General features: G+C 72.1%; 12 protein-coding genes and 1 pseudogene. 4 read left to right on the top strand and 9 right to left on the bottom strand.

Annotated elements, in window-relative coordinates:
* Nucleotides 1-38: 38 nt before the first annotated feature.
* The gene (locus ACK99Q_RS06110) at nucleotides 39-926 is read left to right on the top strand and encodes an A/G-specific adenine glycosylase (protein ID WP_410185304.1); all 888 of its coding nucleotides are present in this window, start codon (nucleotides 39-41) and stop codon (nucleotides 924-926) included.
* Nucleotides 927-1072: 146 nt separating this feature from the next.
* Here ACK99Q_RS06110 and ACK99Q_RS06105 read toward each other — a convergent pair.
* Both ACK99Q_RS06105 and ACK99Q_RS06100 read right to left on the bottom strand, forming a co-directional pair.
* Nucleotides 1073-1324 (bottom strand): annotated as a pseudogene (locus tag ACK99Q_RS06105) (GrpB family protein); the annotation flags it as partial.
* A complete protein-coding gene (locus tag ACK99Q_RS06100; protein WP_410186067.1) occupies nucleotides 1227-1505 on the bottom strand; it encodes a GrpB family protein in 279 nt (92 codons plus the stop codon). The gene ACK99Q_RS06100 and the pseudogene ACK99Q_RS06105, both read right to left, overlap by 98 nt.
* Here ACK99Q_RS06100 and ACK99Q_RS06095 point away from each other — a divergent pair.
* Nucleotides 1411-1671, top strand: a complete 261-nt coding sequence (locus ACK99Q_RS06095; protein ID WP_410186087.1) for a hypothetical protein — start codon at nucleotides 1411-1413, stop codon at nucleotides 1669-1671. The genes ACK99Q_RS06100 and ACK99Q_RS06095 overlap by 95 nt on opposite strands.
* Nucleotides 1672-1819: 148 nt before the next feature.
* On the opposite strand, the gene ACK99Q_RS06090 is transcribed toward ACK99Q_RS06095, so the two are convergent.
* The 5 genes from ACK99Q_RS06090 to ACK99Q_RS06070 form a co-directional block, all read right to left on the bottom strand.
* Entirely contained in the window at nucleotides 1820-4324 is a 2505-nt protein-coding gene (locus ACK99Q_RS06090) for an ATP-dependent Clp protease ATP-binding subunit (protein ID WP_410185303.1), read from the bottom strand.
* A gap of 159 nt (nucleotides 4325-4483) precedes the next feature.
* On the bottom strand, nucleotides 4484-5476 hold the full coding sequence (locus ACK99Q_RS06085) for a HEAT repeat domain-containing protein (protein WP_410185302.1): 993 nt from the start codon (nucleotides 5474-5476) through the stop codon (nucleotides 4484-4486).
* Nucleotides 5477-5500: 24 nt separating this feature from the next.
* Nucleotides 5501-6253 carry a hypothetical protein gene (locus tag ACK99Q_RS06080; RefSeq protein WP_410185301.1) on the bottom strand — a complete coding sequence of 251 codons (753 nt, stop codon included), beginning with the start codon at nucleotides 6251-6253 and terminating at the stop codon, nucleotides 5501-5503.
* Entirely contained in the window at nucleotides 6250-6849 is a 600-nt protein-coding gene (locus ACK99Q_RS06075) for a hypothetical protein (protein WP_410185300.1), read from the bottom strand. The genes ACK99Q_RS06080 and ACK99Q_RS06075 overlap by 4 nt, the downstream gene beginning before the upstream one ends.
* Nucleotides 6850-6926: 77 nt before the next feature.
* On the bottom strand, nucleotides 6927-7952 hold the full coding sequence (locus tag ACK99Q_RS06070) for a heme-binding protein (RefSeq protein ID WP_410185299.1): 1026 nt from the start codon (nucleotides 7950-7952) through the stop codon (nucleotides 6927-6929).
* A gap of 123 nt (nucleotides 7953-8075) precedes the next feature.
* On the opposite strand from ACK99Q_RS06070, the gene ACK99Q_RS06065 reads away from it, so the two are divergent.
* Nucleotides 8076-9422 carry a dipeptidase gene (locus ACK99Q_RS06065; protein WP_410185298.1) on the top strand — a complete coding sequence of 449 codons (1347 nt, stop codon included), beginning with the start codon at nucleotides 8076-8078 and terminating at the stop codon, nucleotides 9420-9422.
* On the opposite strand, the gene lysS is transcribed toward ACK99Q_RS06065, so the two are convergent.
* Nucleotides 9423-10880 (bottom strand): lysine--tRNA ligase, encoded by a 1458-nt coding sequence (gene lysS / locus ACK99Q_RS06060; protein ID WP_410186066.1) that lies wholly within the window; start codon nucleotides 10878-10880, stop codon nucleotides 9423-9425. It lies immediately after the preceding gene.
* A gap of 87 nt (nucleotides 10881-10967) precedes the next feature.
* Nucleotides 10968-11549, bottom strand: coding sequence for a 1-acyl-sn-glycerol-3-phosphate acyltransferase (locus ACK99Q_RS06055; protein ID WP_269303881.1), 582 nt, complete (start codon nucleotides 11547-11549; stop codon nucleotides 10968-10970).
* A gap of 118 nt (nucleotides 11550-11667) precedes the next feature.
* Between ACK99Q_RS06055 and ACK99Q_RS06050 the strand changes: the two genes are divergently transcribed.
* Nucleotides 11668-12390: a glycerophosphodiester phosphodiesterase gene (locus ACK99Q_RS06050; protein WP_410185297.1), complete on the top strand. Its 723-nt coding sequence runs from the start codon at nucleotides 11668-11670 to the stop codon at nucleotides 12388-12390.
* Nucleotides 12391-12395 lie beyond the last annotated feature (5 nt).

Raw genomic sequence — 12395 nt, 5'->3', positions numbered from 1 at the left:
GTTATCCGTCCGTCCCGGCGTGAAAGGATCGACGCGCCATGCCTGCCACCACTCCCCCGCCCCGCGAGCTCCACGAGCGCATCATCGACTGGTTCGGCGCCCACCGGCGGACCTTGCCGTGGCGCGACGACCCGGCACCGTGGCGCGTCATGGTCTCCGAGCTCATGCTCCAGCAGACCCCCGTCGTCCGGGTGCTGCCGGTGTTCGAGGCCTGGATGGAGCGCTGGCCGACGCCGGCCGATCTCGCGGCCGAGCCGTCGGGCGAGGCGGTGCGGGCCTGGGGCCGCCTGGGCTACCCGCGGCGCGCGCTGCGTCTGCATGCCGCGGCCACCGCGATCGTCACGGAGCACGGCGGCGAGGTGCCGAGCACGTACGAGGAGCTGCTGACGCTCCCGGGCGTCGGCGACTACACGGCGGCCGCGATCGCCTCCTTCGCGTACGGGAGGCGCGCGGTCGTCCTCGACACGAACGTGCGGCGCGTGTTCGCCCGGGTCGTCGAGGGGGTGCAGTACCCGGCGCCCACGGTGCGGCGGGCCGAGCGCGACCTCGCGACCTCGCTGCTGCCCGACGACGAGGGACGAGCGGCCGTCTGGGCCGCGGCGACCATGGAGCTCGGCGCGCTGGTGTGCACCGCGCGCTCGCCCCGCTGCGAGGCCTGCCCCGTCGCCGACCTGTGCCGCTGGCGCGCGGCCGGCTATCCCGAGCACGACGGACCGCCGCGTCGCGGCCAGGCCTGGCACGGCACCGACCGCCAGTGCCGCGGCGCCCTGATGGCCGTGGTCCGTGACGCCGACGGCCCGGTGGCGCCCGAGCTCGTCGCCGCGGCGTGGTCCGACAGCGCCCAGCGCGAGCGCTGCCTCGACTCCCTCCTCGACGACGGTCTCCTCGACCTCACCCCCGACGGCCACCTCACCCTCCCCGCCTGACGCGCCCGCCTCCTTCCGCCCGTCGCCCGTCGCCCGCTGCCTACCGCGAGTGGCGCAAAACGGCCCGCCACTCGGCGAGTGGCGGGCACTTCTGCGCCACTCGCGACCCCGGTTTGCGCCACTCGGCGTGGACTCGGTGGCCGAGGCTACGGGACCGAGGCCTCGATCGCGCGGACGAGGATCTCGCGCAGCACGGCCTGCTTGCGGGCGTTGTACTCCATGACGTGCCCACCGCCGGCCGCGGCGGCTCGCTTGGCGGCGGCGTAGCGGTCGCGGTCGTCCGGGTGCGTGCGCAGCCAGTCACGGAAGACGCGGTGCCGGACCGGCTCGGTCGCCTCCGGCCCGAAGACGTGCACGTTGGCCCGGGGGTCCGCGCTCCGCAGCAGTCGGTGCCCCCTGCCACCAGGGCTCCCGTACCGCGAGCACCAGACCGACGGCCTGGAGCGCAGGCACGTACGCCGCCTCGTCTTCGGGGTCGGGGACGATGACGTCGACGTCCACGATCGGCTTCGCGGGCAGCCCCGGAACCGAGGTCGAGCCAACGTGCTCGACCTCCACGGCCGGACCGAGCGCGCCCACGATCAGCGCGCGCAGCGCCTCGAAGTCGCCCGCCCACCGCGGATCCGGCTCGGCGATCGTCAGGTCGGTCCCGGGCCCGAACCCCTCGACCCACGGACTCGCCCCGGCCGGCGCCGGCGCCTCGCTGAAGTCCAACAGCCTCTCGCGCTCCACCCTCCGACCGTAGCCGCTCACTTCACGAGGTTTTCTGTCACTTCGCGAGGTTCGCGAACCTCGCGAAGTGACAGTTTCCCCGGTTAACCGGGGAAACTTCCATCCCCGCGCACGACGAAGGGCCCGGGTCAGGAGACCCGGGCCCTTCGTTCAGGCGGTGCTCAGTCGTCGGAGCTCGCGCCGGCCTCGACGGCCGGCGGGACCTCGGGCAGCTCGAGGTCGGCCTTCGACGTGCCGGTGAAGGTGAACTCACCGTCCACGTAGTCGACCAGGACGATCTGACCGGCGTGGAGATCCCCGTAGAGGAGCTTCTCGGCCAGGGCGTCCTCGACCTCGCGCTGCACCGTGCGACGCAGCGGACGCGCGCCCAGGACCGGGTCGAACCCGACCTTGGCGAGCTGCTCCTTGGCCGCGGAGGTGAGCTCGATGTCGATGTCCTTCTCGCCGAGGCGCTCCTCGAGCGAGCCGACCATCATGTCGACCATCTGCAGGATCTCGTCCTGCGTCAGCGGCGGGAACACGATGACCTCGTCGACACGGTTGAGGAACTCGGGACGGAAGTGCTGCTTGAGCTCCGTCGAGACGCGCTCCTTCATCCGCTCGTACGTGCCGACCGCGTCGCCGGCCTGGGCGAAGCCCAGGTTGACGCCCTTGGAGATCTCACGCGCACCGAGGTTGGTGGTCATGATGATCACGGCGTTCTTGAAGTTGACGACGCGACCCTGACCGTCGGTGAGGTGACCCTCCTCGAGGATCTGCAGGAGCGAGTTGAAGATGTCCGGGTGGGCCTTCTCGATCTCGTCGAACAGGACCACGCTGAACGGCTTGCGGCGCACCTTCTCGGTGAGCTGGCCGCCCTCCTCGTAGCCGACGTAGCCCGGAGGCGAGCCGAACAGGCGCGACACCGTGTGCTTCTCGCTGAACTCGCTCATGTCGAGCTGGATCAGCGCCTCGTCGTCGCCGAAGAGGAAGTTCGCCAGCGCCTTGGACAGCCAGGTCTTGCCGACGCCCGAGGGGCCGGCGAAGATGAACGATCCACCGGGACGGCGGGGGTCCTTCAGGCCGGCACGCGTGCGGCGGATCGCCCGGGACAGGGCCTTGATGGCCTCGTCCTGACCGATGACGCGCTTGTGCAGCTCCTCCTCCATGTGCAGGAGTCGGCTGGACTCCTCCTCGCTGAGCTGGCCGACCGGGATGCCGGTCGCCTTGGCCAGGACCTCGGCGATGAGGTGCTCGTCGACGACCGCGACCTGGTCGAGGTCGCCGGACTTCCAGGCGCGCTCACGCTCGTGCTTGGCGGCGATGAGCTTCTTCTCCTCGTCGCGCAGGCTGGCGGCGAGCTCGAAGTCCTGGGCGTCGATCGCGCCCTCCTTGCGGCGGCGGACGTCGGCGATCTGCTCGTCGAACTCCTTGAACTCCGGCGGCGCGGCGGCGCGACGGATGCGCAGGCGCGCACCGGCCTCGTCGATCAGGTCGATCGCCTTGTCCGGCAGGAACCGGTCGCTCACGTAGCGGTCGGCCATAGTGGCCGCCGCGACGAGCGCGTCGTCGGTGATCGAGACCCGGTGGTGGGCCTCGTAGCGATCACGCAGCCCCTTGAGGATCTCGATGGAGTCGACGACGGACGGCTCGTTGACCAGCACCGGCTGGAAGCGGCGGTTGAGGGCCGCGTCCTTCTCGAAGTGCTTGCGGTACTCGTCGAGCGTCGTGGCGCCGATGGTCTGCAGCTCGCCGCGAGCCAGCATCGGCTTGAGGATGCTGGCGGCGTCGATCGCGCCCTCGGCGGCACCCGCACCCACGAGGGTGTGGATCTCGTCGATGAACAGGATGATGTCGCCGCGCGTGCGGATCTCCTTGAGCACCTTCTTGAGGCGCTCCTCGAAGTCACCGCGGTAGCGCGAGCCGGCCACGAGGGCACCGAGGTCAAGCGTGTAGATCTGCTTGTCCTTGAGCGTCTCGGGCACGTCGCCGCGCACGATGTCCTGCGCCAGCGACTCGACGACGGCGGTCTTGCCGACGCCGGGCTCGCCCACGAGGACAGGGTTGTTCTTGGTGCGCCGGCTCAGCGTCTGCATGACGCGCTCGGCCTCGTCGTCCCGGCCGATGACCGGGTCGAGCTTGCCCTCGCGGGCGGCCTGCGTCAGGTTGCGGCCGAACTGGTCGAGCACGGCGCTGGACGCGGCGGCGGGGGCCTCGGTGCCGGCGCCCGTGGTCTCGGACTCCTTGCCCTGGAAGCCACTGACCAGCTGGATGACCTGCTGGCGGACGCGGTTGAGATCGGCGCCCAGCTTCACGAGGACCTGGGCGGCGACGCCCTCGCCCTCGCGGATCAGGCCGAGCAGGATGTGCTCGGTGCCGATGTAGGTGTGGCCCAGCTGCAGCGCCTCGCGCAGGCTCAGCTCGAGCACCTTCTTGGCGCGCGGAGTGAACGGGATGTGCCCGCTGGGTGCCTGCTGGCCCTGCCCGATGATGTCCTCGACCTGGCCGCGAACGGCTTCGAGCGAGATGTCAAGGCTTTCCAGTGCCTTTGCGGCAACGCCCTCACCCTCGTGGATGAGGCCCAGCAGGATGTGCTCGGTGCCGATGTAGTTGTGGCTGAGCATGCGCGCTTCTTCCTGCGCGAGCACCACGACTCGTCGGGCCCGGTCGGTGAATCTTTCGAACATGTCGGTCCCCTCTGCTGGACTGGTCTTTTCAGCATAGACGGGTCTGGGTGACCCGCCTCGCCGTGTCCAGTTGCTTAACTCAACCGTCATGCACCCGCCGGGCTTCCACTGTTCGCTGTCGGCGGAATCGGGCCGCGACGGCAGCCTTCGCGCGGCGTCTCAGCGCATGAGCGACTCCCGGGCCGGAGGTGCCGCCGCACGGGCCGCCGAGGCGGCCGGCTTGCCCACGAGGGCGGTCTCGATGCTCAGCGCGCCCGACGGCGAGCGCTCGCCGACCACCTTCACCGGGTTGGCGTAGGGCGCGACCGAGCCGGTGACCTCGAAGCGGGCGCGCCCGCCGTCGAGCTCGGCCCGGCCCACGTGGACGACGCGGCCGCTGGGCCGCACGAGCCACAGCCACGGCCGGGTGCCGCCCGTGGCGTCACGGTCGTCGCTGAGGACGTAGCAGTCCAGCGAGTACCGCTCGGAGCACACGCGCTCGCGCACCATCACCCCGAGCATCTGCGGCACGGACAGGTCGGCCTCGCCGACCTCCTCTGCCAGGGCCACGGCGCCGGCGGCGCCCGAGCAGGTGAACGTCAGCAGGTCGCTCGTGCGGAACCCGAGCGCCGGCACCTCGGCGCGAACGGCCTCGAGCACGGTCGCACGGGACACCCTGGCCCGTCCGCCGAACGTGATCTCCTCGCCGCGACGGCGGCCGAAGTCGGTGACCTCGGCGGTCGCCGGGACGAGGACCTCGGGCCAGTGGGCGCGGTAGCCGATGAGCATCCGCGCGGTGAGGACCGCGCGCCCGGCGGGGGTCGCGAGCGGCGGCTGCGACCGTGCGAGGTCGGGCAGCGCCGCCTCGTCGCCGACCCGCGCCAGCGACTGGGCGGCCCGGCGCACGACCGTGGGATCGGCGTCCGCGAGTGCCCGGGTGAGGGCCTCGGGGACCTCGGGGTCGCGCCGGCGGCCCAGGGTGACGGCCGCGAGCGACCGCACGCGCGGCTCGGCGTGGGCGGTGAGGAGCTCGACGGCCACGGGGGTGGCGCGCTCGGAGCCTCGGCGGGCCAGGGCGGCCAGCGACTCCTTCGCGATGTCGCCGCGAGAGCGGTGGGCCAGCTCGACGAGCTCGTCGTCGCCGCGCTGCTCCCAGGGAGTGAGGTCAGGCATGATGCGTCCTTTCGGGAGCGGGGCTCACTGGCCCGCACGGGTCTGGCAGCGGCCGCGCACGGTGCTGCCCTGGCCCGAGGTCAACAGGACCGAGCTGCGGGCGCTCACCGCGCAGCGCGTCTGGGCCATGAGGTTCTCCCGCGCCGACGTGGCCGTCGGGCAGGTGTCCCCGTGGTTGTGGGAGAGGTCGAGGAAGTGGCCGAGCTCGTGGGCGGCGGTGCGCGAGAAGCCCTCCGCCGCGCGGCCGACCTCGCCGCCGACGAGGCCGTCGGACTTGCCGCCCTTGCCGCAGTCGCCGGGCACCGGCGAGATGCCGACGAAGTCGTCGCTGATGTTGGCGACCAGGAACATGTCGATCCCGTCGTTCGGGACGCTCCAGTCGTCGGACAGGTCGTCGGCCTCGGACTCGCTGCCGATGTCCTCGTAGCCGTCGGCCGCGGGCACGTCGATCCAGAAGTACTGCACGCGCCCGAGGCCGAGCGAGGCGTCGGCGTAGATCCGGCGGATCCGGTGCACGGCGTAGTCCACGCGCTCGTCCGCCTCCGCGAGCGTGACCGATGCGGCGTCGAAGCCGACCTCGATCAGGTTGAGGTGGACGTGCTTGCGCTCCAAGGCGGTGAACGCCTCGCCCAACGTGACCTGCACCGGCGATCCGGTGGCCGGGTCGGGCGGCGGCGTGCCGCGCCAGAAGCCGAGCACGTCGCGCATGACGGAGAGGTCTCCGGTGCCGCCGAGGCCCATCGCGCTCATCGCCTGGCGCACCGAGCGCACGCTCATGGCGTGACCTCGGACTCCAGCGCGGTGACGCGGGCCGTGAGGTCGGCGATCGCGGCCGTGGCGGCGGTGAGCTCGGTGGTCAGCGCGGTCACCTGGCCCTGCAGGGAGGTCAGCGTCGCCGCGACGTCCTGGCCGGCGACGACCGCGCCGTCGGGCATCGTCACGCGACCGTTGACGACCACGCCGCCGGTGTAGTCGCGGTCCCAGTTCAGCACCAGGGTGTCGCCGAAGCCGTGCACGAGCGCGCGCCGGAACGGGTTGCGCCGCAGCGAGCCGAAGATCCGGCCGCGTCGGTCCGCGCCGCCGTCGAGCATGAGGTCGGTGCCGAACTGCTGGTGGATACGGCTGCGCACGATCAGCCAGTCCCGGTTGTTGAAGCCGGAGATCTGCTTGCATGCGTTGACGCTGACGCCGCCGGGGTAGTCGTTGTCCCAGTTGAGAGTCAGGCCGTCGTCGAAGTCGTGGACGAGGGCCCGCCGGAACGGCGTGTTGGTCCGGCGGCGCGCGGCCGCGTCGAGGATGAGGTCGTTCGCCGTGGCGCGCACGACGAGCCCCTCCAAGTGGATGATGTCGCCTTCGAAGCGGATGTCGGTCATCTCGGTGGTCCTGTCGGGAGGTGGGTGCTGGCGGGGAGGCTCCCGGCGCCGGGACTGATACCCGGCGCCGGGCGCGCTCAGCTCGGCATGACGTCGTAGCCGCCGGGGCCGGGGGCCGGCGGGTCCTCGACCTTCGCGAGCGTGTTGATGCTGACGTGCGGCCACTTGATGCGGCCGGGGCCGCCGTCGAACCGGTCGAAGAAGTCCAGCTGCACGACCTGGGCGTACTGCAGCCGCAGGTCGATGCCGCCGTCCGCATTGCGGACCTCCTGGATCCAGAAGGTCGACTTCATCTCCGAGGCGTTGGCCTGGCGCACGATGAACGGGATGTTCGAGATGCCGCCGGTGGCGACGGTGCTGTCGAACTCGAGCCGGGTGGTGCGCACGATGTCGACGCCCTCGTTCGCCGCCTTGAGCAGCGCGGTCGAGTCCACGGGGTTGAACAGCCCGCGGAACGGCGCGTCGCGAAAGTGCTTGTAGGGCTGCAGGTACGGGTTGGCGTCGACGTCCTGATTGACGCCGAGCGGCAGCGCGTTGATGCCCGGGATCGTCGGCGGACCGTCCGAGACCGTCGCGACGCCCAGGCCCAGCACCGAGTCGCCGTGCGGGATCGTGGCGAGCCGGGCGATGTCCACGACGTCCTCGTCGAGCGGGTCGGTCATGCTCAGGAAGAGGCCCGGCTCGTGGTGGATCGCGGTGTCCGGCGCGCCGGTCAGGCTCGTCGACGGGAAGTCCTCGGACACGATCTGCTTGATGCCCTGCTCGTAGTCGAGGGCGACGAGGAGCTGGTCGGCGTTCGGCGTGAGCCCGCCGGCCGCCGGGGCGATGCCGCGGTTCGGCACGGCCTTGTCGACGAGGCTGAACGTCAGCTTCTCGTTGTACTGGTTCATCAGCAGCCGGTACGGCGGCCGGAACGTCGCGCCCTGCGGCGGGCCGAAGGGCAGCGCGATCATGTTCCAGCCGCGGCCGGCGAGGTCGGGCTCATTGGACCAGGTGCCGGGCAGGAGCTTGAACGGACCGAGGTCCTCGTCGCCCGGCACGGCCTGCTCGACGGTGCGGAAGCGGCCCCGCAGGGCCTCCAGCTGTTCGGTCTTGGTTCTCATGGGGGACCCCCGGGTGTGGAAGAGCTCCGCCGCCGACGCCCCGAGCGCGTGCCGGCGGACTGACGTCGTTGACGAGGTCCGCCCCGGAGCACCTGATACCCGATCGCGTCCTAGGTTGGGTCCATGAGTGCCGACATCCGCGCCAGGGTCCAGCAGCTCCTCCCCGGGATCCGCCGGGACCTCGAGGACCTCGTCCGCATCCCGTCGGTGAGCGCCGACCCGGCGCGGGCGGACGACGTGCGCCGCAGCGCCGAGGCCGTCGCGGAGCTGCTGCGTGCCGAGGACTTCGACAGCGTGGACATCGTCAGCGCGCGCGAGGACGGCGGCGCCCCGGCCGTCATCGCGCACAAGGCCGGCCCCGCCGGCGCGCCCACCGTGCTGCTCTACGCCCACCACGACGTGCAGCCCGAGAACGACCACGCCGAGTGGGACTCGCCGCCGTTCGAGCCGACCGAGCGCGACGGGCGGCTCTACGCCCGCGGCGCCGCCGACGACAAGGCCGGCATCGCCGCGCACCTCGGTGCGGTGCGCGTCTTCGGCGGCGACCTGCCCGTGAGCGTCACCCTGTTCGTCGAGGGCGAGGAGGAGGTCGGCTCGGACACCCTGCCCGAGCTGCTGCGCCAGCACCGCGACCGGCTCGCGGCCGACGTCATCGTCATCGCCGACTCGGCCAACTGGGACATCGGCGTGCCCGCCCTCACCACGAGCCTGCGTGGCCTCGTCCGCGCGGACATCGAGGTCCGCACCCTGACCCACGCCGTGCACTCGGGCATGTGGGGCGGGCTCGTGCCCGACGCCCTGATCACCCTGAGTCGGCTGATCGCGTCGTTCCACGACGACGCGGGCGACCTCGTGATCGAGGGCCTGCACCACGGCCCCGCCGCCGACGTCGAGTACCCCGAGGAGCGGCTGCGCGCCGAGTCCGGCGCGAACCCCGGCGTGGAGTGGATCGGCACGGGCGCCGTGGTGGAGCGCCTCTGGACGAAGCCCGCCCTGTCGATCACGGGTCTCGACGCGCCCGCCGTGGACGGCGCGAGCAACACCCTCGTCCCCTCCGCCCGGGCCAAGGTCTCGCTGCGGATCGCGCCCGGCGACACCGCCGAGAACGCGCTGGAGCGCCTGCGTCGTCACTGCGAGCAGCACGTCCCGTGGGGCGCCGAGCTCGGCTTCACCGTGGTGGACACCGGCGAGGCGACCTCGATCGACGCCACCGGTCCCGCCTACGACGCGGCCCGCGCCGCCTTCACCGAGGCCTGGGACGGCACCGCGCCCGTGGACATGGGCATCGGCGGCTCGATCCCGTTCATCGCCGAGTTCCTCGAGACGTTCCCGCAGGCCAGCGTGCTGGTGACGGGCGTCGAGGACCCCGACACCCGCGCGCACGGCGCCAACGAGGGCCTGCACCTCGCGGAGTTCGAGCGCGTCGTCCTCGCCGAGGCCTTCCTGCTGCGGAACCTGGCCCGCGACTGACTACTCGCGGCGCTGCACCGGGAAGAGGATGGCCTCCCGGATGCCGATGCCCTGGAGCAGCATGACGAGCCGGTCGACGCCCAGGCCGATGCCGCCCGCGGGCGGCATGCCGAACTCGAGCGCGCGCAGGAAGTCCTCGTCGACGTCCATCGCCTCGGGGTCGCCGGCGGCCGCGAGGCGCGCCTGCTCCTCGAGCCGCTCGCGCTGGATCACCGGGTCGTTGAGCTCGGAGTACGCCGGCGCCAGCTCGACGCCGTTGATGATGAGGTCCCACGCCTCGACCAGGCCCGGCGTGGTGCGGTGCTTCTTCGCCAGCGGGCGCACGGCCTCGGGGTAGTCGCACACGAACGTCGGCTGGATCAGCGTGTGCTCGACGAGCTTCTCGAAGAGCTCGAGCACGACCTCGCCCGCGCCCCAGCCGTCCTGCAGGGCGACGCCGTGGTCGCGCGCGACCTCGCGGACCTTCGCCTCCGGCGTGTGCACGTCGATCGCGGCGCCCGTGGCCTCGGCCACCAGCTCGTGGATCGTGGCGCGGCGCCACGGGGCCTCGAGGTCGATCTCGGTGCCGTCGCGGCCCGGGACCACCGTCTTGCCGACCGCGCGGGCCGCGTCGACGACGAGGTCGCGGACCAGCTCGGCCATCGTGTCGTAGGAGCCATACGCCTCGTACGCCTCGAGCATCATGAACTCGGGGTTGTGGGTGTTGTCGACGCCCTCGTTGCGGAAGGTCTTGCCGATCTCGTAGACCTTGTCGATGCCGCCGACGAGTCCGCGCTTGAGGTGCAGCTCAAGGGCGATCCGCAGCAGCACCGGCTCGTCGAACGCGTTGAGGTGCGTGTGGAACGGGCGGGCCGCGGCGCCGCCGTTGGTGTGCTGCAGGACGGGCGTCTCGACCTCGATGTAGCCGTGGCGGTCGAGCGTGGCGCGCAGCGACTTCAGCACCGAGGCCTTCACGCGCACGTTCTGGCGCGCCTCCTCGCGGACGATCAGGTCGAGGTAGCGCATGCGGGTGCGGGCCTCGTCCGAGAGCGGCTTGTGCTCGACCGGCAGGGGGCGCAGCGTCTTGGCCGCGATCTGCCAGGTGGTGGCCATGACCGAGAGCTCGCCGCGGCGGCTCGTGATGACCTCGCCGGTGACGACGAGGTGGTCGCCCAGGTCGACGAGCGCCTTGAAGTCGGCGAGCGACTCCTCGCCCACCTCGGCCAGCGACAGCATGGCCTGGATCTCGGTGCCGTCGCCCTCGCGCAGTCGGACGAAGCACAGCTTGCCGGTGTTGCGCAGGAAGATGACACGGCCGGCGATCGACACGACCTGGCCGGTGTGCGCGTCGGCGCCGAGCTGCTCGGGGTCGTTCGCCTCGACGACCTCGCGGATCGCGTGGGTGCGCTCGACGAGCAGGGGGTACGGATCGACGCCGGAGTCCAGCAGGCGCTGGCGCTTCTCCCGGCGCACCCGCATCTGCTCGGGCAGGTCGTCCTCGGGAAGTTCAGGCGTCTCGGTCACGAGGCACGAGTCTAGTCGGCGGCCGCGGGCGCGCCGACACGGTCACTCGGCCGCGCGGCCCTCCTCGGCCAGGTACGGCTCGACACGGCGCTCGGGACGCACGCCGGCCTTGTCGGCGAAGAAGGCGCGCATGACGTCCATGTCGGCCTTCACGTCGCCCGTGAGGTGGATCGTCGGCCCGATGCCGGTCGTCATCGTGGTGCGGTCGCAGTACGCGAGCGTCACCGGCAGGTCGGCCTCGCGGGCCAGCCGGTAGAAGCCCGACTTCCAGCGCGGCACGTTGCCGCGGGTGCCCTCGGGCGTGATCACCAGCTGGAAGGTCTCGCCCGACCTCGCCTGCTTCACGAGGTCGTCGACGAGTCCGGCCGGGTTCTTGCGGTCGACCGCCACGCCGCCGAGCGCGCGCATGATCGGGCCGGCCGGGCCGCGGAACAGCTCCTTCTTGCCCAGGAACTTCGGGCGGAAGCCGGCGCGCCAGGCGACACCCAGCATGAGGACGAAGTCCCAGTTCGAGGTGTGGGGCGCGGCGAGCAGGATGCCCGAGTGCTGCGGGGCGGGCTCCGACCGGAAGGTCCACCGGCTGAAGAACCAGTACACGTCGGCGACCAGGCGCAAGATCCTCATCCCCGGAGGCTAGCGCGGCAGGGCACCGGCCGCGGTCCCGGACGCGCGTCGGCGGAAGTTCGGCCGATCCACAGGCTGCGTTCACCTCGCGGTCAGGTGTGGCAGGCAGCGTGGAGCCATGACAGCACCGCGGATCACCGCCCACCGGGGGCAGAGCGCGACGCACCCCGAGAACACCATCCCCGCACTGCGCGAAGCCGTGCGCCTGGGGGCCGACGCCCTCGAGATCGACGTGCAGCCCACGGCCGACGGCTCGATCGTGCTGATGCACGACCGCTCGCCGCTGCGCACCACGAACCTGCGCCACGTGCGCACCGCCAAGGTGGGCCTGTCGGTCCAGCGCTTCACCCTGGCCGAGCTGGCCGCGCTCGACGCCGGCAGCTGGAAGTCCCCGACCTTCGCCGGGACGCCCGTGCCCACGCTGCGCGACGTCGTGCACGCGCTGCGCGGCACCGACGCGCGCCTGGTCGTCGAGCTGAAGCCCGCTCCGGTGGATCCGCGCTCCTACGTGCGCGCCGTGCTCGACGAGCTCGGCAGCCACAGCCGCGCCACCCTGATGAGCTTCGACCGCGCCATCTGCGAGGCCGCGCTGCCCGTGCACCATGCCGTGGGCCTGGTGACCCGGAGCCGGCCGACCCGTGAGGACCTCGAGCGCTTCGACGAGTTCCACGTCAGCCACCGGCGCGTCGACCGCGCGCTCGTGGAGCGCGTGCACCAGTCCGGCGGCACCCTGACGGCGTGGACCGTGGACGACCCGCAGCAGGTCGAGCGCCTCGGCGACCTCGGCGTCGACTCGGTCACCACGAACGACGTCTCCGCCGCCCGCCCGGCGCTCGTCTGACCCGC

The sequence above is a fragment of the Aeromicrobium sp. MLTX1 genome, from assembly GCF_046452335.1.
In the GTDB taxonomy this organism is placed as follows: Bacteria; Actinomycetota; Actinomycetes; order Propionibacteriales; family Nocardioidaceae; genus Aeromicrobium.
Note: the sequence above shows the minus strand (reverse complement) of the source record. Positions and strands in the feature narration are given on the sequence as shown.

Coding starts and splice junctions, on each gene's coding strand:
- ACK99Q_RS06110 (WP_410185304.1), top strand. CDS start 39: ATGCCTGCCACCACTCCCCCGCCCCGCGAGCTCCACGAGCGCATCATC.
- ACK99Q_RS06095 (WP_410186087.1), top strand. CDS start 1,411: ATGACGTCGACGTCCACGATCGGCTTCGCGGGCAGCCCCGGAACCGAG.
- ACK99Q_RS06090 (WP_410185303.1), bottom strand. CDS start 4,324: ATGTTCGAAAGATTCACCGACCGGGCCCGACGAGTCGTGGTGCTCGCG.
- ACK99Q_RS06085 (WP_410185302.1), bottom strand. CDS start 5,476: ATGCCTGACCTCACTCCCTGGGAGCAGCGCGGCGACGACGAGCTCGTC.
- ACK99Q_RS06080 (WP_410185301.1), bottom strand. CDS start 6,253: ATGAGCGTGCGCTCGGTGCGCCAGGCGATGAGCGCGATGGGCCTCGGC.
- ACK99Q_RS06075 (WP_410185300.1), bottom strand. CDS start 6,849: ATGACCGACATCCGCTTCGAAGGCGACATCATCCACTTGGAGGGGCTC.
- ACK99Q_RS06070 (WP_410185299.1), bottom strand. CDS start 7,952: ATGAGAACCAAGACCGAACAGCTGGAGGCCCTGCGGGGCCGCTTCCGC.
- ACK99Q_RS06065 (WP_410185298.1), top strand. CDS start 8,076: ATGAGTGCCGACATCCGCGCCAGGGTCCAGCAGCTCCTCCCCGGGATC.
- lysS (WP_410186066.1), bottom strand. CDS start 10,880: ATGCGGGTGCGCCGGGAGAAGCGCCAGCGCCTGCTGGACTCCGGCGTC.
- ACK99Q_RS06055 (WP_269303881.1), bottom strand. CDS start 11,549: ATGAGGATCTTGCGCCTGGTCGCCGACGTGTACTGGTTCTTCAGCCGG.
- ACK99Q_RS06050 (WP_410185297.1), top strand. CDS start 11,668: ATGACAGCACCGCGGATCACCGCCCACCGGGGGCAGAGCGCGACGCAC.